Annotated in this window: 15 protein-coding genes and 2 tRNA genes; 8 read left to right on the top strand and 9 right to left on the bottom strand. The window is 62.8% G+C overall.

Features of this window, described 5'->3' with window-relative positions:
- Positions 1-76: 76 nt before the first annotated feature.
- From R2E40_RS16360 to R2E40_RS16325, 8 genes are all read right to left on the bottom strand, one after another.
- Complete coding sequence (locus R2E40_RS16360; RefSeq protein WP_318163915.1) at positions 77-949, bottom strand: BadF/BadG/BcrA/BcrD ATPase family protein; 873 nt, start codon at positions 947-949, stop codon at positions 77-79.
- Complete coding sequence (locus R2E40_RS16355) at positions 942-2,669, bottom strand: glycoside hydrolase family 9 protein (protein WP_318163914.1); 1,728 nt, start codon at positions 2,667-2,669, stop codon at positions 942-944. Before R2E40_RS16355 ends, R2E40_RS16360 begins: the two co-directional genes overlap by 8 nt.
- Before the next feature lie 102 nt (positions 2,670-2,771).
- A complete protein-coding gene (locus tag R2E40_RS16350) occupies positions 2,772-3,764 on the bottom strand; it encodes an ABC transporter ATP-binding protein (RefSeq protein WP_101150162.1) in 993 nt (330 codons plus the stop codon).
- Positions 3,765-3,775: 11 nt separating this feature from the next.
- Complete coding sequence (locus R2E40_RS16345) at positions 3,776-4,798, bottom strand: ABC transporter ATP-binding protein (protein ID WP_011706885.1); 1,023 nt, start codon at positions 4,796-4,798, stop codon at positions 3,776-3,778.
- On the bottom strand, positions 4,795-5,715 hold the full coding sequence (locus tag R2E40_RS16340; RefSeq protein WP_011706884.1) for an ABC transporter permease: 921 nt from the start codon (positions 5,713-5,715) through the stop codon (positions 4,795-4,797). Before R2E40_RS16340 ends, R2E40_RS16345 begins: the two co-directional genes overlap by 4 nt.
- A 1-nt stretch (position 5,716) precedes the next feature.
- On the bottom strand, positions 5,717-6,700 hold the full coding sequence (locus tag R2E40_RS16335; RefSeq protein WP_011706883.1) for an ABC transporter permease: 984 nt from the start codon (positions 6,698-6,700) through the stop codon (positions 5,717-5,719).
- Positions 6,701-6,819: 119 nt separating this feature from the next.
- Positions 6,820-8,505, bottom strand: coding sequence for an ABC transporter substrate-binding protein (locus tag R2E40_RS16330; protein ID WP_076360291.1), 1,686 nt, complete (start codon positions 8,503-8,505; stop codon positions 6,820-6,822).
- Positions 8,506-8,907: 402 nt separating this feature from the next.
- Entirely contained in the window at positions 8,908-12,345 is a 3,438-nt protein-coding gene (locus tag R2E40_RS16325) for an ATP-binding protein (protein ID WP_318163913.1), read from the bottom strand.
- A gap of 249 nt (positions 12,346-12,594) precedes the next feature.
- On the opposite strand from R2E40_RS16325, the gene R2E40_RS16320 reads away from it, so the two are divergent.
- Together R2E40_RS16320 and R2E40_RS16315 are read left to right on the top strand one after the other, a co-directional pair.
- Positions 12,595-12,670, top strand: a tRNA-Gly gene (locus R2E40_RS16320).
- Positions 12,671-12,725: 55 nt separating this feature from the next.
- A tRNA-Cys gene (locus R2E40_RS16315) sits at positions 12,726-12,799 on the top strand.
- A 62-nt stretch (positions 12,800-12,861) separates the two neighbouring features.
- Here R2E40_RS16315 and R2E40_RS16310 read toward each other — a convergent pair.
- A complete protein-coding gene (locus tag R2E40_RS16310; RefSeq protein ID WP_011706880.1) occupies positions 12,862-13,155 on the bottom strand; it encodes a hypothetical protein in 294 nt (97 codons plus the stop codon).
- Positions 13,156-13,369: 214 nt separating this feature from the next.
- Here R2E40_RS16310 and R2E40_RS16305 point away from each other — a divergent pair, with 214 nt between their 5' ends.
- From R2E40_RS16305 to R2E40_RS16280, 6 genes are all read left to right on the top strand, one after another.
- Positions 13,370-13,570: a YbfA family protein gene (locus tag R2E40_RS16305; RefSeq protein ID WP_011706879.1), complete on the top strand. Its 201-nt coding sequence runs from the start codon at positions 13,370-13,372 to the stop codon at positions 13,568-13,570.
- Positions 13,571-13,927: 357 nt separating this feature from the next.
- Positions 13,928-14,191, top strand: a complete 264-nt coding sequence (locus tag R2E40_RS16300) for a DUF2282 domain-containing protein (RefSeq protein WP_016351554.1) — start codon at positions 13,928-13,930, stop codon at positions 14,189-14,191.
- 71 nt (positions 14,192-14,262) lie between these two features.
- Positions 14,263-15,111 carry a DUF692 domain-containing protein gene (locus tag R2E40_RS16295; RefSeq protein ID WP_318163912.1) on the top strand — a complete coding sequence of 283 codons (849 nt, stop codon included), beginning with the start codon at positions 14,263-14,265 and terminating at the stop codon, positions 15,109-15,111.
- Positions 15,104-15,859, top strand: coding sequence for a DNA-binding domain-containing protein (locus R2E40_RS16290; RefSeq protein WP_318163911.1), 756 nt, complete (start codon positions 15,104-15,106; stop codon positions 15,857-15,859). Before R2E40_RS16295 ends, R2E40_RS16290 begins: the two co-directional genes overlap by 8 nt.
- 5 nt (positions 15,860-15,864) lie before the next feature.
- The gene (locus R2E40_RS16285; protein ID WP_042065681.1) at positions 15,865-16,308 is read left to right on the top strand and encodes a DoxX family protein; all 444 of its coding nucleotides are present in this window, start codon (positions 15,865-15,867) and stop codon (positions 16,306-16,308) included.
- A 78-nt stretch (positions 16,309-16,386) separates the two neighbouring features.
- Positions 16,387-16,851: a GNAT family N-acetyltransferase gene (locus R2E40_RS16280; protein WP_253626358.1), complete on the top strand. Its 465-nt coding sequence runs from the start codon at positions 16,387-16,389 to the stop codon at positions 16,849-16,851.

The raw sequence follows: 16,851 nt of genomic DNA, 5'->3' as shown, positions 1-16,851 counted from the left end.
GCTGACATGGGCACCCCCCGCAGCGGGCAGACCGGGGTCAGGCCCGCACTTTGGGGTGGGGTGAATGGGGGCAGGTTCAGGGATGCAGACATGGGTAGGCCTCCGATCGGGCAAACAGGATGGCCCCCTCCAGCGCATCGGCAGCGGGACTGACCAGCGGCAGGTGTGCCAGACGGGGGGCGAGTCGCATGCCGATGCCGCCGAGCAGGGCTATCCGGTCGGCGCCCAGCTGTCGCATCCCCTCCAGCAGAGTAGCCAGCTGTTGGCAGGTTTCATCCAGCAGCTGGCAGGCAAGCTCATCGCCGTCGCTGGCGGCATCGAACACCCAGGGGGCGAAGCGGCCGTAGTCGGCGGGAATGGCGCGGGCGGCCCAGCGCACTACCTCGGCCTGATCCCGCTTGAAGTGATCGAGCAAGCGGATGGCCAGCGTGCTAGGGGGCAGGATGCCGTCGTGGCAGAGCAGGGATTGCTGGATGGCGCGCAGTCCCAGCCAGGCGCCGCTGCCCAGATCCGAGATGGGAAAACCGCGGCCGGAGCAGGTGTGCAGCTGGCCGTGGCGATAGATGAGCCCGGCCGAGCCGGTGCCGGCGATGAGGATGGCCCCCTCCTCGCCGCCAAAGGCGCCGAGGCAGGCACCGAAGGCGTCGGAGGTGAGCCGCACGCTCGCAAAGGGGAAGGGCATGGTCAGCATGGCGTGATAGCAGTCGGCCAGCTCGGCGGAGGCGAGCGCCAGCCCGACCCCCATCCGTTGCTGGGCATCCTCAGTCAGCCCTGCCTCGATACGGGCCTGCTCGATGGCGGCCAGCACGTTGCCGTGGGCGAGCGCGATGCCGAGCTCCAGATTGGAGCCGGCGGCACGCCCCTCGCCGAGCAGCTTGCCGGCCCGATCCCGAATGCGGGCACGGGTGTGGGTGCCGCCACCATCGACCCCGACCCAGTACTCAATCATGGGAACCTCCGAGGGCGCTCTGCCAGCTGATGGCTAGGGCGAACCAGGCTGCGTGGGGTATCCACTGCTCGCCCCAGCGCCAGTTCTGATCCAGCCGATCCTTGTACGCCTCTGGAATGAATGCGATCTCCGCCTCGTCATCGAAACCGGCGGTGATGCCGTTGCAGACCCCCCCCAGCGCATTGGGATAACCGGCGGTGTAGACGGGGTTGTTGCTGCCATGGCCCGCCAACATGCAGGCGTTGAAGGGATTCTGCCCCAGGATCCAGTCGAGCTGGTGCTGGCCGAAGGTGAGCAGCGGCTTGCACTGGCGCGGCAGCTGGGCCGCGGCGGCAAACGCCATGGCGGCGAGCGACGCCAGCCGTGCGTTCTCCCCCTGCCACCAGTAGCCCGACTCGTTGTGATGGGGCATGAAAAAGCTCACCCGGGGCGCCTCATCGACCCCCTTCACATACTGGCGGGCGAGGGCGAACGGGTTGCCGGGACGGGCGCAAAGCGCCAGCTCGGCGGCCAGCGCCTGTTCGATGACGCGCTGGGCCGTCCCCTGGCGCGCCGGATCCGGCTCGATGGCGAGATACTCCAGCAGCGCCAGCACCGGCAGGCCCGCCTCGGCGGCGTGGTAGTAGGGGCGCGAGCCATCCTCGTTGGCCGACCAGTAGTGGCCGAGCTCAGGGTGAGGGCGCTGGCGGGCACACAGCTTGTCGGCCCGCACTCTGGCCTCTGCCAGCCATTCGGGGCCCAGGGTGCGGGTCAGTTCGATGGCGGCCAGCAGGGCGCAGTAGTCGTCGATGATGTTCTCGACCCCGTCGTCCAGATAGGCCAGGTTGTGTTCACGCAGGTGCAGGTAGCCGCGGCGGGCCGCCTCGGCGTAACGGCTGGCATCAAAGTCGCCGCTGACGCTCTCGCGGGCGGCGCGGGCCAGCGCCGCAATGGCCATGCCGCCCCCTTGCCGAAAACCTGCCTGCCAGCTGGTGGACTTGAGCCCCTGCTGGGTGGCGTAGGCGCACAGCTCGCGCTGGGCGGGATCCTTGCTCCACTTGTCGAACAGGGTCATGTAGAAGAAGCCCGACTCATCCTGCATCCGGCAGAGAAAATCCGCGCCGTGCAGCGCCTCGTCGTTGAGCCGCTTGCAGAGGTTGATCCCGTCGATGTCCTGGCGCGGGGCCAAGAGCTCCCGGCACTTGAGCAGGGACCAGACCACCATGGGGGTCTGCTGGGGGTTGAGGTAGTTGGCGTAGGAGAGGTGGCTCAGGTACTTGCTCACATCCCCGCTGGCGTCATACCAGCCGCCGTGCACGTCTTTGCGCTGATCGCTGCCAAACAGGCGGGCGCTGCGGTCGGCCCGATCGAAGGCGCCGCTGGCGCGCTGCCCCTTGAAGTAGTGAATGACGTCGGAGAGGCAGCGGCTCGCCAGCAGATCCTCGTCGATGGTGAAGGGGGCGGTGCGCACGATGCGCTCCTTGGCGCCCGTCTGGATGAGGGCCTCCAGCCGGTAGTGACCGGGCTCTTTGCAGGGGGAGAAGTCGGCGCGCCAGTAGTGGCGCCCCTGCCAGCCCTCGACCTGACCGGCCGGCTGCAGCGGGACTTCCAGCAGGATGCGTTCGTCATCCTGGCGCAGCAGCCTGAGGTGGCCGCGAATATCGAGGTCGGTGTCGCTCTGCAACAGGGCGATCTTCTCCCCGTCGCACTGGTAACCCACCTGATTGATCAAGAGTTCCATCAACGTCTTACTCCTGTGGCTCGTCTGGTGTGGCGAGGCACATTGCGGGGCCCTGACGGCCCCGTTGCGAGGCGTGGCCGGACGCCGTGTCCGGCCGGTCTGTCATTGGTAGAGGTAGCAGCGCACGAAGTGGTTGTCGGCGAGCTTGCTGACGGGGGGCAGGGTCTCCTTGCAGCGGGGCATCGCCTGATTGCAGCGCCCGGCAAACGGGCAGCCGCAGGACTCCGGTGTCCAGAGCGGGATCTCCCCCTTGCGGCCCCCCTCCAGCTCGGCGTGGATGCTCTTCTCGGGGTCCGGCACCGCCGAGATGAGCAGCTGGGTGTAGGGGTGCTGGGGGTGGTGCAGGATCTCGTCCACCTCGCCCCACTCCACCATGTGCCCCACGTACATCACCGCCAGATCTTCGGCCACGTAGCGGGCGGTGGCGATGTCGTGGGTGATGTAGAGCATGGAGACCCCGAGCTCATCCTTCATCTGCTCCATCAGGTTGAGGATGCCGATGCGAATGGAGACGTCGAGCATGGAGGTCGGCTCGTCCGCCAGCACCACTTCGGCTTCCACCGCCAGGTTGCGGGCGATGTTGACCCGCTGGCGCTGGCCGCCGGAGAGCTGGTGCGGGTACTTGGCCGCGGTGGCCTTGGCGGGAGTGAGCCCCACCTTCTCCAGCAGGCCGTAGACCATGTCGGGCAGATCTCTCTTGTCGATCACCTTGCTGTGCAGCAGCAGGGGGCGGGCGATGTGGTGGTAGATGGTGTGGGTCGGGTTCAATGAACCGAACGGATCTTGCCACACCATCTGCACGCTCTGACGGTAGTCGAGCAGGGCGGTGCCCTTGTTGAACTCCTCGAGGTCGCGGCCACGATAGAGGATGCGGCCGCCGGAGAGCTTGTACATCTTGGCGATGATCTTGGCGATGGTGCTCTTGCCGGAGCCGGACTCTCCCACCACCGCCAGGGCGCGGCCCCGGTGCAGGTTGAAGGTGATGTCCGAGAGGGCCCGCATCTTGCCGCTCTTGATGGCGTTGGAGTTGACGGGGAAGTCCTTGTAGAGGTGCTGGACTTCGATGATGGGGGCGTCGGTTTGGGCGATTTGCATGACAGACATCCTTAACAGCCAGCGGCCTTGTCCAGATAGATCAGGGGATCTTGTTGCTCATCCTGCGCCTCATAGAGGTGGCAGGCGGTTTGTTGGCCGGGGCGGATCTCGGCCAGTTTGGTGTACTGCTGGCGGCAGCGCTCGTGCACCCTGGCGCAGCGGGCCTGAAAGCGGCAGCCCACCGGCACCTCCAGCAGGTTGAGCGGGGTGCCCGGGATCCCTTCCAGCACCGTCTTGGGCCCGTGCAGGGGTGGGAAGGAGTTGCCGAGCCCCTTGGTATAGGGGTGCAGCGGCGCGGTCAGGATCGCCTTGGCCGGCGCCACCTCCACCAGTTCACCGGCATACATGATGCCGATGCGATCGCAAAACTCGACCATCAAGGAGAGGTCGTGGGTGATGAACAGGATGGAGAAGTTGAACTTCTCTTTCAGCGCATAAACCTTCTGCAGGATCTCCCGCTGCACCACCACGTCGAGCGCCGTGGTCGGCTCGTCCATGATGAGCAGCTCGGGGTTGAGCGCCATGGCGATGGCGATCACCAGCCGCTGGCGCATGCCGCCGGAGAACTGGTGCGGGTAGTCCTTGAGTCGGCTCGGGTGGATGTCGACGATGGCGAGCAGCTCCTGGGCGCGCTTGATCGCTTCATAGCGGGTCAGCCCCGGGTTGTGGGCCAGCAGCACGTCGCAGAACTGCTCCTCCATGCGCAGTACCGGGTTGAGCGCATTCATGGCGGACTGGAACACCACCGACACCTGCTGCCAGCGGTAGGATCGCAGCCGCTCGTCGCCGTAGTGGAGGATGTTCTCCCCCTTGAACAGGATCTCGCCGCCGCTGATGTAGGCGGGCGGCTTGTGCAGCCGTGCCACCGAGAAGGCGACGGTGGACTTGCCGCAGCCCGACTCGCCGGCCAGGCCGAACACTTCACCGGGGGCAATGTCGAAGCTGACCGAGTTGACGGCGCGCACGTCGCCGTTCTCGGTGATGTAGTCGACGCAGAGGTTGCGTACCGACAGCAGGGGTTGTTGCGATCTCATGCTGTCTTCTCCTGTACGGCCGGCACCGGCGTGGTGACGGGGGCGGCGAGTTTCTTCCAGCGATTGAGCCCCTTGTGGGAGCGCAACTGCGGGTTGGCGATTTCATCGATGGCGAAGTTGAGCAGGGCCAGGCCGGCGCCCAAGGTGGCGATGGCGAAGCAGGGGGCCAGGATCTCCCACCAGGCGCCGACCAGGATGGCGCTTGAGGTCTGGGCGTTGTAGAGCATGATGCCCCAGCTGACCACGGTCGGATCGCCGAGCCCCAGGAACTCCAGGGTCGCCTCGGTGACGATGGCGTAGATGATGGAGCCGATGAAGCTCACCCCGATGATGGAGATGAGGTTGGGCAATATCTCCACCAGGATGATGCGCCAGGCCGGCTCGCCCAGCACCTCGGCGGCGATGACGAACTCTTTTTCGCGCAGCGCCAGGGTCTGGGCCCGGATGACGCGCGCGCCATAGGCCCAGGAGGTAAAGCCTATGATGAGCGCGATCACCGTCGGCGACGCCTCCCCGATAAAGCTTGCCAGCACCAGCAGCAAGGGGAGGTTGGGGATCACCAGCACCACGTTCATCAGGAAGGTGAGGCATTCGTCTATGACGCCGCCGAAGTAGCCGGCGGTGATGCCGACCGTGATGGCGAGGGCGCACACCAGAATGCCGGCCCCGAAGCCCACCATCAGGGAGATGCGGGCGCCGTTGGTGAACTGGGCCCAGATGTCGTGACCCATGCGGGTGGTGCCCATCACGTACTCGGCACTGGGTGGCTGGTGCGGGCGGGAGACCCGCTTGGTCGGCTCGTAGCTGGCCAGCAGCGGGGCGAACAGTGCCATCAGCACGAAGCTGACCACGATGAAGAGGCCGCAGGCGGCCTTCTTGTTGCCCAGCAGGATTTTCAGAATAGTCGGCATGCGCATCTTATTTGCCTCCGGTACGCAGACGGGGATCCAGGAAGACGTAGAGCACGTCGGCCAGGAAGTTGAAGCTGAGCATGGTGATGGTCATGATGAGCAGCTGCCCCTGAATGAGCGGGTAGTCGCGGGCCAGAATGCCCTGATAGAGGGTCAGACCCAGTCCCGGGTAGTTGAAGATCACCTCGGTGATGAGGGATCCGCCGATGACGAAGCCCAGCGCCATGGAGAGGGCGGTGACGCTCGGCAAGATGGCGTTGCGGGCGCCGTAGTTGAAGATCACCCGGTTGCTGGAGAGCCCCTTGGCCTTGGCCATGGTGATGTAGTCTTCGCCCAGCAGGTTGATCATGTTGTTGCGCATGGTGATGAGAAAGCCCCCCACCTGCACCATGGCCAGGGTGCCCACCGGCATGATGGCGTGGGTCAGGATGCTCTTGATGTGCTCCCAGCCCCAGTCAGGCTTGATCTCCGGGCTGTAGGCGTAGCCGATGGGCAGCCACTCCAGACTCACCCCGAACAGGAAGAGCGCCAGCAGCGAGATGACCACCGGCGGAATGGCCTGCATCACCAGGGTGAGCGGGGAGAGGAAGCTGTCCATGCGCCCACCCCGGTGCCAGGCGGCGAAGATGCCGACGATGGAACCGATGGAGAAGCTCAGAATGGTGGAGGTGCCCACCAGGAACAGGGTCCAGCCGATGGCGCGGCCGAGCACGTCGGCGACCGGTTGGGGGTAGTAGCGCACCGAGGTGCCGAGATCCCAGGTGAAGACACTCTTCACATAGGTGAGAAATTGGGTGCCGATGGGGCCGTCCACGAACCCGAAGGTAGCCTTGAGGGCTTCCAGGGCGGCGGGTTCCATCATGGCGCCAGCCCGGGCAAACATGACGGAGACGGGATCCCCCGGCATGGCTCTGGGTAGCAGGAAGTTGATGGTGGCGGCCACCAGAAAGGCGACCAGATAGAAGGAAAAGCGTCTCAGTATGAATCCCATGATGATACCTTTTACTGCTGGTCCGCCCCGCGCCGGGCATAGTTACCCCAACCCCGGTAGAGCCGGGAAAAAAGGGGGATGGGCGGGGAAGAGGGCCCCCCGCAGGGGGCCGGGATTGATTAGCTGTTCGGCTTGAGTGACAACACGTGCAGCAGACGCTCCGGGGTGTCCGGGTGAACCTGCGGCTTGGCGACCGGGTTGTCGGCACTGAACCAGCCGTGGAAACGCTTGGTGCTGTATTCGTACCAGGTCGGGTTGTTGAATACCGGGATGATGGTCTGGTTGGCACCGACCTTGTCCTGGATCTCGAACATGATCTCCTTCTGCTTGGCGGCATCGGCGGTCTGGGTAAAGTCGTCGATCAGCTTGTCCAGTGCCGGATCCTTGTAGCGGGGTGCCGCAAAGCGGTTGCCACGCTCACCCATGTTGCGGGAGTGGAAGGCCGTCTCGAAGTACTTGTGCGGGTTGGCACCGGCAAAGTAACCCTGCAAGGCGACATCGAAGTCACCGGTGATGAGGTTCTCGGTCCAGACGGTGGCTTCCGGGGTGGCGGTCTTGGCGTTCAGGCCCAGTGCCTGCAGCCCTTCCACGCCGATCTGGGCGGTGTTGACCCAGTCGGTCCAGCCGTTCGGTACCAGCACCTTGAACTCGATCTTCTGGCAGGTGGGAGTGTCGAGGAACTTGTCGCCGTCACAATCCTTGTAGCCGGCCTGTTTCAGCAGGGCCTTGGCGCCTTCCAGATCGAACTTGTTGTACTTGCCGTACTTCTTGTCCACTTCCGGGTTGTTCCAGGAGTCAAAGGCTTTGCCGAGCCCTGACGGGTACTCGTTGACGGTCGGGTAGCCGTAGCCTGCGATATCCACCATGGACTGGCGATCCATCGCCATGGAGAAGGCGCGACGGAAGTTGATGTCGTTGAAGGCTTCGTGGTTGCCCGGTTTCTTGGCCTGGAAGTTGACGTTGAACGCCACCGTGCCGGAGGCCGGGAACCAGTACTTGTTGTTCTTCGGATCGTTGCCGACGTAGAGGCGCTCGATGTCCGGTACGAAGGAGCCGAACCAGTCCACGTCACCCTTCATCACCGCGGCCAGTACCTGGTCGTTGGTGGCCATCTGCGGCATGCGCAGGCAGTCGATGGAGAGGTTGGCGTTGTCCCAGTAGTGCGGGTTGCGGCACTGGGTGTAGAGCTGGGCGGAGAAGTTGTCCACTTCGGTGAAGGGACCGGTGCCGACCGGCTTGTCGTTGGTGAAGGCGACTGGGTCTTTCACCGATTTCCACTGGTGCTCGGGCACGATGGGGACCAGTACCAGATCGTTCACCACGTTGGTGTTTACGTCGGTCAGCTCGAACTTGACCTTGTTGGGAGCCAGCTTCTCGACGCTCTTGATCTGGGTCCAGATTGAGCGCTCGTCCAGCGCCTTGTTGGCCTTGACCAGATTGAAGGAGAACAGGATGTCATCGGCGGTAAAGGGCTGACCGTCCGACCACTTCACGCCGTCACGCAGATCGAAGGTGACAGACTTGAGGTCCTTGCTGAACTCGTAGTGGGTGGCCAGACGATAGACGGGTTTGCCACCCTGCATATCGTTGAAGATCACCAGCGGTTCATAGATGAAGTGACGAGTGGTGTGCAACAGACCCGCTTGCAGGAAGGGGTTGAAGTTCTTGACCCACGCGGTCTCCTGTTGTGCGACCAGGGTCAGCACCGTCTTGTTGTCGGCCGCCATGGCGTTGCCGGCAGCGCCGGCAAGCATCATGGTGCCCAGCATTACAGCAGTAGAGATTTTGGATACTTTGGCAAGCATATTATTTCCTTTCTTATTTATATTCCTTGTTTGGATTTGAGCACCGACTTCGCATGCTGGGGAGGTCGGCCCTCAATGTTGGCCAGGTTTTGCACCCTTGTAGTTGTGTCATCCAACGTTCCTAGCAAAGCAGAGTTAACAGGAAAACAACAACTGTTCAGATCGTCGATATCGTAAAAATCGACGCTCTCACGTCAATTTCGTCAAAACCGCTTTTAACTCGATTTAAATCATTAGGTTATGTTAATTGCTTTGGCGTAATAAGTCCCTGTCAATCGACCTTCCATGACAATTGTGTGAATTGGATCGGCTCTCGTTTTGACGTATGGCGAAGGCTTAATTCTGCACAAAAAAAAACCGCCCCGGCAAGTGTGAGCCAGGGCGCAGATTGGGCGGTGGATATCAGGGCTTGCGGTTGGCGAGCTGACGCAGGGTCTGGGCGCTGTGGTGCAGCTGCTGGCGCTGGGCCTCGTTGAGCGGGCCGTGGCTCAGCACATACTCGGCGGTGGCGACCACCGTCTTCCAGCGTGGCGCCTTGGGCAGGGTATCCAGGCTCAGGTACTTGTCGAGGGTGCGGGTCTGCGGGCTGGAGCGGTCCATGTAGACCCGCCACAGCTTGCTCTTCTCGGCCAGCACTATCTTGCCCTTGCCGGTGCTCTGCTGCCAGGCATCCAGGGTGAGCCGCATGGTGTCCACCAGGGCGCGGCGCAGGGGCTCGTCATCCTGCTGGCGGATGAGGTCGTCGGCCAGCGAGCGGAACTCCCCGCCCAGCCGGCTCAGCTCGCCCAGCAGTTGGCCATCTTCGATGATGGCCTGGCGTGACAGGCTCTTGAGGGCGTTCTCCAGCGCCATCACCCGGTTCTCGTCCTGGCGCAGCTCGGTGCTGAGGGTGAGGGCGAAGGCGGCCTGGCCCCCCAGGCTGATGGGCAAGGCGCGGGCATTGAGCTCGTCTTTCTGGCCGGCCACCAGAAACGCCAGCTGCTGCTCCCCCCGATCGTGCAGATCGGGCCACTGGCTGGTGAGCGGGCTGGCCAGCCAGTCGTCAAGCGGTTGCCCCTCCATGGCTTCCGGCTCCTGGCCCAGCAGGCGGGCCAGCGCGCGCGAGGCGAACAGCACTGTGCCCTGACCATCGATGAACACCATGGGGTCGGCCCCTTCGCCGAGCAGACCCAGCAGTCGCTCCTGATCCTGATGCAGCTGCTCCTGCAGCAGCAGACGGTGCTCTATCTCCTGCTTGAGCAAGCGGTTCTCCACCAGAGAGGCGCGCCCGGCGCTCGCTTCCAGCAGGGCCCTGACCCGGGCGAACAGCTCCTCCTTGCAGAAGGGTTTGACCAGATAGTCGTTGGCGCCGGCGTTGAAGCCCTCCTCGATGTCCTTGGGCTGGTTGAGGGCGGTGAGCAGCAGGACCGGCAGCTTCTCCTTGGGGTGTTGCTGGCGCAGCCGGCGGCAGACGTCGAAACCGGAGAGGGTGGGCATCATCACGTCCAGCAGGATGAGGTCGACCGGCTCCTGAGCCAGCTTGGCCAGCGCATCGTGGCCGTCGCTGCTGGGCAGGATGCGATAACCGCAGGGCTGCAGCAGGTGGCGCAGGATGTGCAAATTGATGGGCTCGTCGTCCACCACCAGGATGAGGGGGGCATCCTCGGGGGGAGGCGAGAGGTCATCGCTCTCCCAGTCCGGCAGGATCAGCGGCTGCTGGCGCACCAGCTGGTGCTCGATCTGACGGCTGTCGAGGGTCAGGCTGCCCGCCTTGCCACTGGCGAGCGGCAGGGTGAAGGCGAAGGTGGAGCCGACGCTCGGCTCGCTCTCCACGAACAGCTCGCCCCCCATCAGGTGCACCAGCTGGCGGGTGATGGAGAGGCCGAGACCGGCCCCCTGCTTGCTGACCTCCGGGCTCATCTGCACCAGCGGCTCGAAGATGTGTTCCAGGTGGTCCTTGGCGATGCCGATGCCGGTGTCGGTCACCTTGATGCGCAGGAAGTTGCCCTCCACCAGGGCGCTCAGCACCACCTTGCCCTGCGGCGTGTACTTGATGGCATTGCCCACCAGGTTGTAGAGCACCTGTTCGAGTCGCTGCTCGTCGGCCAGCACCGGCGGCAGCTCCACCGGGCTTATGTCCACCAGGGTGAGCGGCTTGGCCTGCACCAGGTGCTGGCAGAGATCCAGCACCAGCCGGATGACCCCCTTGGAGGAGACCGGCTGGGGGTGGATCTCCAGCTGGCCGTAGCGCATCTGGTGGTAGTCGAGCAGATCGTCCACCAGCCGGGCCAGGCCGTCGGCACTCTTGATGATGAGCCCCAGCTGTTTTTGCTGCCCTTCGGTCAAGTCCTGCTGGCTGGCAAGCATGGATTCGGCCATCCCCTTGATGCCGTGAATGGGGGTGCGCAGCTCGTGGGAGGTGTTGGCCAGCAGCTCATCCTTGAGTTTGTCCGCCTGCTGCAGACTGAGGTTCTGCTTGTGGGTCAGCTTGACCTGCTGCTGCAGCTCCTGGGTCTGGCGCTCGATGAGTTCGATCTTGTCCTTCACCGAGCGCTGCATGTGGCGAAACGCCTGGGCGAGCCGGTCGATGTCATCGTCGGTACGTTCTATGGCGATGGGGTGATCCAGCGCACCGTCGGCCACCTGTTCGGCGGCGGCGGTGAGGGAGCGCAGCGGCGCCGTGATGGAGTGGGAGAGCCAGCGGGAGAAGAGGATCAGCAGCAGCAATGAGCCGGCCCCCAGCAGGATCACCAGGGTCTCCAGCTGGCGGATGGGGCGATAGGCCTCGCTGGTGGAGATCTCGGCGATGAAGGCCCACTCGGTGTCGAATACCTTCACCTGGGTGTAGGCGGCCAGCACCTCGTCATCGTGGTAGGAGCGAAACAGCCCGACCCCCTGCTCGCCGGAGAGCGCCTTGACCACCAGCGGGGTCTGCAGCGGCCGGAAGTTGGGGCTGAAGCTATTCTCCACGCTGAATTCGGGTGCCAGCCAGGCGTTGGCCCGCATCCGCTTGTCCGGACCGATGAGGATGGTTTCGCCGGTCTCGCCCAGTCCTTCACGCTCCGCCATGATCTGGTTGAGCTTGTCAGGCAGCAGCTCGAAGATCACCACGCCGCGCACATAGTCGTATTGCATAACGGGGGCCGCCATGTAGGCGACCACCTGGCCGGTCAGCTCGTTGCGGCCAAAATCGGTGAACTCGAAGATCTGCTGCGGCTTCTGGCCACCGTCGAGGCGCCGCTTGATCTTGGCGAAGGTGCTGCCAAGGCCGCTCGACTGGTAGGGGCCGGAGAGCAGGTTGGTGGCGAAGTTGGCGTGCTTGGTGACCGAATAGACCACGTCACCGTTGAGATCGATGAGAAAGATGTCGCTGTAGTTGGACTTGCGCACCATGTCGGCGTAGCCGCGGTGAAAGCGCTGGTGCACCCGGCCGTACATCTCGTCCGCCAGGATCAGGGCGCTGATGGAGGGTTCGATGTCGCTGGTGCTGTCGGGTTTTTGCAGCTGATCCCAGGAGCCCGGCACATAGCGGGCCTGGGCACGGGCACGGGCCTCCTGCGGTGTGGTGCCGAGTTTCTCGAAGGCACCGGTGAAGCCATAGAAGCGACCGATACTGTTGCCGGCAAAATCCTGCTGGGAGAAGTTGATGATCTGCTCTTTGAGGTTGCCGAAATAGTCTTCCAGCTGGTTCTTCTTGATGTTGCGAACGGAAACCAGATGGTTGGAAGTCTGGGTGGTGAGATCCTTGCCGTGGCTATAGAGGAAAAACAGGGTGACGACCAGGAAGGGCACCATGGCTAGCATGAAAAATGCCAGCATCAGCTGCGGCCTGAGCCCACGGGGCTTGAAGATCCATTTCATCGGGTGATTTTCAATTGAGAATCCGGTTACTAACCGCAGCAAGTCTCTGACTAAAGGCTAATCATTTCAATGACTTTATCTCAAATTCGCCTGTGGGGTCACAGCCTGGTGCGGATTTTTTGGGCAAGCCGTCTAAACCCTGAGCAAACAGCACGGGAAAGGGGCCAAAGTGCGAAAAAAGGGTTGTGCCCGCGCTCGGGGTACGTATAATGCGCCTCGTTGTCAGGTAACTGGCAGCAAGCAGTACAGGCGGGAATAGCTCAGTTGGTAGAGCACGACCTTGCCAAGGTCGGGGTCGCGAGTTCGAGTCTCGTTTCCCGCTCCAATCTTCCATGGCACCAATCATGGATATCACTTTCAAGGCAATGCCTTGTCAGCATGGCGCGTTAGCAAAGCGGTTATGCAGCGGATTGCAAATCCGTTTAGTCCGGTTCGACTCCGGAACGTGCCTCCATCTTCTCTTTGTTTCATTTCTTACAGTATTTCATCACACCAGCCCGGTGTGGATCACTCTGTTCAATATCCTTGCTGCAACAACAGCTGCTCACAGCCCTGTTGCTGCCACTCCCGTTCCAGATAGCGGTTGACCTGCGTCAGGTCTTGTCCTCGGTATTGAAACTGCACTTCGGCCGAGTGTTCGGTCACATCCATCATCTTCTGTTTCAACTGGCCGCATTGCCACATGCTGACAGTCGGTGCTCCCTTGTAGGCCAGCGTGATGCTGTCGGCCTGGTTGAGCTGCCAATCCTGCCATTCCGACCAGAGCAGCAGGCCCAGTATCCCTATGATCGCCATTTCTGCGGGTTTCATCGCACCGACTCCATCTTGAGTGCCAACTCATTAAATCTGGTCGACGGGAGCTGCTTTGCCAGCTTTTGTTGCTTGTAAGTTAATGGATGTAACCCAATTTCACTTTAAGGCTTTTAAGGGATCTTTTTGCAAAAAAATGGGAATCTTGGTGTAGTAATCCTACAAATTGTGGAGTAATCTTTGCTCAGTGGTCTTACCAGTAAGGAGTTCTATCATGTTTCATCCCTATTCTCTGACTCAGATAATTCTTCGTCGCATCTATGTGCTGCTGGTGGGTATGCTGGCTTTCCCCGTGATGCTGTTTCGCAGCGATCGGGCCCGTTTCTACAGCTATCTGCACCGGATCTGGAACAAGACCAGTACCAAGCCGGTATGGCTCAAGATGAGCGAGCGTGGCGAGCGGATCTTCTACTAAGTCAGGTTTCAATTGAAAAAGACAGCTACGGCTGTCTTTTTTGTCATTAAGCACCGGCCGCCGATGCCCGCACGGTGGTATCGTGCCAAGCAAACCCCGCCCTCTGGCGGGGTTTTTTATTGCCTACATCCCGGGCATTGGCGGCGGCAGGGTGGCGCAGTGCACATTTTCATGGCGAAAGTTCATTTGAAAGTGGAATGGAATAACCCTTTAAAAACAATATATTGCCAATTGTGTTTTTTATAGATGTGTCGATTTTGCATTTTTTTGAAATCAATTCGCCGGCGCTCCGGTTCTATGGAGGGCATCCGGTCGTGACCGATCGGGCACACCACACACAATCAGAAGGAACAGAGAATGAACGTTAAAAAGAGCACTGCCATCGCCTCCGCCATGACCGGTCTGCTGGCCCTCGGTGCCCAGTTTGTCGCCGCCCCTGCCATGGCGGCCGATGAGAAGGAGAAGTGCTACGGGGTGGTGAAGGCGAGCAAGAACGACTGCGCGACCAAGACCAGCTCCTGCGCCGGTACCGCCAAGATGGATGCCCAGGGTGACGCCTTCGTGGTGGTGCCCAAGGGGCTGTGCGAGAAGCTAGCAGGCGGCTCGCTGCAACCCAAGTAAGGCTGGGTGCCACGGTGTTGCCTCAGGGGCACCGTGGCCTTCTTTTGGCTGGTTTGCAGCGAGGCTTTGCGATGAACCCCTTGATTGGTATTGGATTGCGCACGCCCCATTACGACGAGATATTGCGCACCCTGCCGGCGGTTGGCTGGCTGGAGGTGCACAGCGAAAATTACTTTGAGCGTCACAGCCGGGGTTTTCAGGTGCTGAGCGAGCTGGCCCGGCACTATCCCGTCAGCCTGCACGGTGTCGGCATGTCCTTGGGCTCGGCCGATGGGCTCGATCTTGAACATCTGGCCAGCCTCTCGGCGCTGGCCCGCGCCATCAAACCGGTGCGCATCTCGGAACACCTTAGCTGGGGCAGCATTGGGGGGCGCCACTTCAACGATCTGCTGCCGGTCCCCTATACCCGGAAGAGCCTGCTCAACATGAGCGACAAGATCATGCAGGTGCAGGATGCACTCGGCTGCCGGCTGCTGATCGAGAACCCCTCTTCATACCTGCAACTGGCGGGGGAGATGCCGGAGTGGGAGTTTCTGGCGGAGCTGCAGCGACGCAGCGACTGCGCCATCCTGCTCGATCTCAACAACCTCTACGTCAGTGCCTTCAACCACGGCTTTGCATGCAGCGACTATCTGGCTGCCATCGACATCGCTACTGTGGGCGAAATTCACCTGGCCGGTTTTACCGATCAGTCTCTGCCACAGGGGCATCTTTACATCGATACCCACAGCGCGCCGGTGAGCGAACCGGTCTGGGCCCTCTATGAGGAGATCTGCCGCCAGCGCGCCATCCCCACCCTGATCGAGTGGGACCTGGAGATACCGCCGCTTCCCGTGCTGTTGGCAGAGGCCGAGCGCGCGAGCGCCATGCTGGACGCCGCCATGGCCACCGATCTTGTGCCGGAGGCCGCCCATGTCTGAACTGGCTCGTCGGCAGCAGCAGTTTGCCGAGGGGCTGCTTGGCCAGAGCGAGGCCATCCTGCCCCACATCCACTCCCGTCTCTTTACGGCGGATGCCGTGCTGCAGGTCTATCGCAACCACTTCATCCTGAGCCTTGGCGAGGTGCTGGCGGGCAGCTACCCGGCCGTCAAAGCCATGGTGGGGGAGGCGTTTTTCGACGCTGCGGCGCGCGGCTTCGTGCTGGCAGAGCCGCTCTGCGAAGGGAGCGTGATGCACTACGGCGCCGGCTTTGGCGACTGGCTTGCCCGGCTGCCGACCACTGCCGAACTGCCCTGGCTGGGGGAGCTGGCCCGCTTCGAGTGGGCTCTGGAGCGCACCAGTTTGCTGGCCTCCGAGGGGCGCCACTGGCCGGCCGAGCGGGTGGCCGGCTTGTCACCAGCGGCCTGGCAGACGCTGGTGCTGCTCCCGGCCTGCGATCTGTGCCTGTTCGACAGTCCGCGCCCGGTTGATGCCCTCTGGCTGATGGCCCTGCACGAAGGCGAGACAGTGCAGGATCTGGCGGCTCCCGCCTGGCTTGCCCTCAAGAAACAGCCCGATTGCCGGGTATTGCCACTGAGCCTGAGCGAAGGAGAGTGGCGCCTGCTGGATGGCTGCCGCCGGGGCATTGCCCTGTCGGCCCTGCTGGCACGGGACTCGCAGGCTGCAGAGTTTCTGACCCGCCTCGTCACCCTGGGCCTGCTGGTCGATGTGACCTCAACGCTGGAGTAAATTCGATGACAAATCACAAGTGGACACTGATGCAACCGGTGGGCCCCGCCGTTCCCTGGTGGCTGAGCGGCGCCCTGTTGCTGCTGGCCAGATGCTGGGTGGCGGCGGCCTTCTTTCGTTCCGGCTGGCTCAAGCTGAGCGCCTGGGACAGCACCCTCTATCTGTTCGAATTCGAGTATCAGGTGCCCCTGCTGCCCTGGCAGTGGGCGGCCTGGCTTGGCACGGCCACCGAACTGCTGCTGCCGGTGCTGCTGCTGGTCGGGCTCTTTACCCGGCCGGTCGCCGCCCTGTTGTTTGCCTTCAACATGGTGGCGGTGATCTCCTATCCCACCCTCTGGGCCGGCGGCTTTTACGATCACCAGCTGTGGGGCTGGATGCTGCTGACCCTGGTCGTCTGGGGCGCGGGGCCGCTGGCCTGGGACCAGTGGCGCCTTGCCAGGCGGGCGTGAAGTCTCCACACTGGCGCTTTGTTCAGGCACCCACAGGGGGCCTGTTCACCTCAACGAGCGTCACAAGGAGAAGCGCCGATGATCATCCGTCAGGCAACGCAGGCAGACATTCCCGCGCTGGTGACCCTGCGCATGGCACTGTTTTGCGAGGTGGGGGAGCTGAGCGAACCGCTGGCCGACCTCGATCTCTGGCAGGCGACCAGCCGCTACTTCAGCACGGCGCAGGCCGAGGAGAGCGCTCGCTCCTGGGTGGCGGAAGTGGATGGCGAGGTGGTGGCGAGTGCGACCCTGGCCCTCTTCGTGCGCCCGCCCTATCCCGGCAACCTGGCGGGAAGGGAGGGCTATCTGCTCAACATGTATACCCTGCCGCCCTACCGCCGGCAGGGGCTGGCCGGCGCCCTGCTGGATCAGATGGCGGACTATGCCAGGGCGCAGCAACTGGGCCGGGTCTGGCTGCACGCCAGCGACGAGGGACGCCCGCTCTATGAGCGGATCGGTTTTGTGGCCAATCCCGCCTATCTGGAGTGGCCCGTTACCGGCTAA

The organism is Aeromonas sp. CD (assembly GCF_033349375.1).
Classification (GTDB): domain Bacteria; phylum Pseudomonadota; class Gammaproteobacteria; order Enterobacterales; family Aeromonadaceae; genus Aeromonas; species Aeromonas hydrophila.
The sequence above is the reverse complement of the archived record's forward strand: the minus strand, read 5'-3'. Positions and strand labels throughout refer to the sequence as shown.

What these genes read in the sequence shown, in the direction of transcription:
- R2E40_RS16355 (WP_318163914.1), bottom strand. Translation starts at nt 2,669, where the DNA reads ATGGAACTCTTGATCAATCAGGTGGGTTACCAGTGCGACGGGGAGAAG.
- R2E40_RS16350 (WP_101150162.1), bottom strand. Translation starts at nt 3,764, where the DNA reads ATGCAAATCGCCCAAACCGACGCCCCCATCATCGAAGTCCAGCACCTC.
- R2E40_RS16360 (WP_318163915.1), bottom strand. Translation starts at nt 949, where the DNA reads ATGATTGAGTACTGGGTCGGGGTCGATGGTGGCGGCACCCACACCCGT.
- R2E40_RS16310 (WP_011706880.1), bottom strand. Translation starts at nt 13,155, where the DNA reads ATGAAACCCGCAGAAATGGCGATCATAGGGATACTGGGCCTGCTGCTC.
- R2E40_RS16340 (WP_011706884.1), bottom strand. Translation starts at nt 5,715, where the DNA reads ATGCGCATGCCGACTATTCTGAAAATCCTGCTGGGCAACAAGAAGGCC.
- R2E40_RS16300 (WP_016351554.1), top strand. Translation starts at nt 13,928, where the DNA reads ATGAACGTTAAAAAGAGCACTGCCATCGCCTCCGCCATGACCGGTCTG.
- R2E40_RS16285 (WP_042065681.1), top strand. Translation starts at nt 15,865, where the DNA reads ATGACAAATCACAAGTGGACACTGATGCAACCGGTGGGCCCCGCCGTT.
- R2E40_RS16280 (WP_253626358.1), top strand. Translation starts at nt 16,387, where the DNA reads ATGATCATCCGTCAGGCAACGCAGGCAGACATTCCCGCGCTGGTGACC.
- R2E40_RS16325 (WP_318163913.1), bottom strand. Translation starts at nt 12,345, where the DNA reads ATGAAATGGATCTTCAAGCCCCGTGGGCTCAGGCCGCAGCTGATGCTG.
- R2E40_RS16305 (WP_011706879.1), top strand. Translation starts at nt 13,370, where the DNA reads ATGTTTCATCCCTATTCTCTGACTCAGATAATTCTTCGTCGCATCTAT.
- R2E40_RS16345 (WP_011706885.1), bottom strand. Translation starts at nt 4,798, where the DNA reads ATGAGATCGCAACAACCCCTGCTGTCGGTACGCAACCTCTGCGTCGAC.
- R2E40_RS16290 (WP_318163911.1), top strand. Translation starts at nt 15,104, where the DNA reads ATGTCTGAACTGGCTCGTCGGCAGCAGCAGTTTGCCGAGGGGCTGCTT.
- R2E40_RS16335 (WP_011706883.1), bottom strand. Translation starts at nt 6,700, where the DNA reads ATGGGATTCATACTGAGACGCTTTTCCTTCTATCTGGTCGCCTTTCTG.
- R2E40_RS16295 (WP_318163912.1), top strand. Translation starts at nt 14,263, where the DNA reads ATGAACCCCTTGATTGGTATTGGATTGCGCACGCCCCATTACGACGAG.
- R2E40_RS16330 (WP_076360291.1), bottom strand. Translation starts at nt 8,505, where the DNA reads ATGCTTGCCAAAGTATCCAAAATCTCTACTGCTGTAATGCTGGGCACC.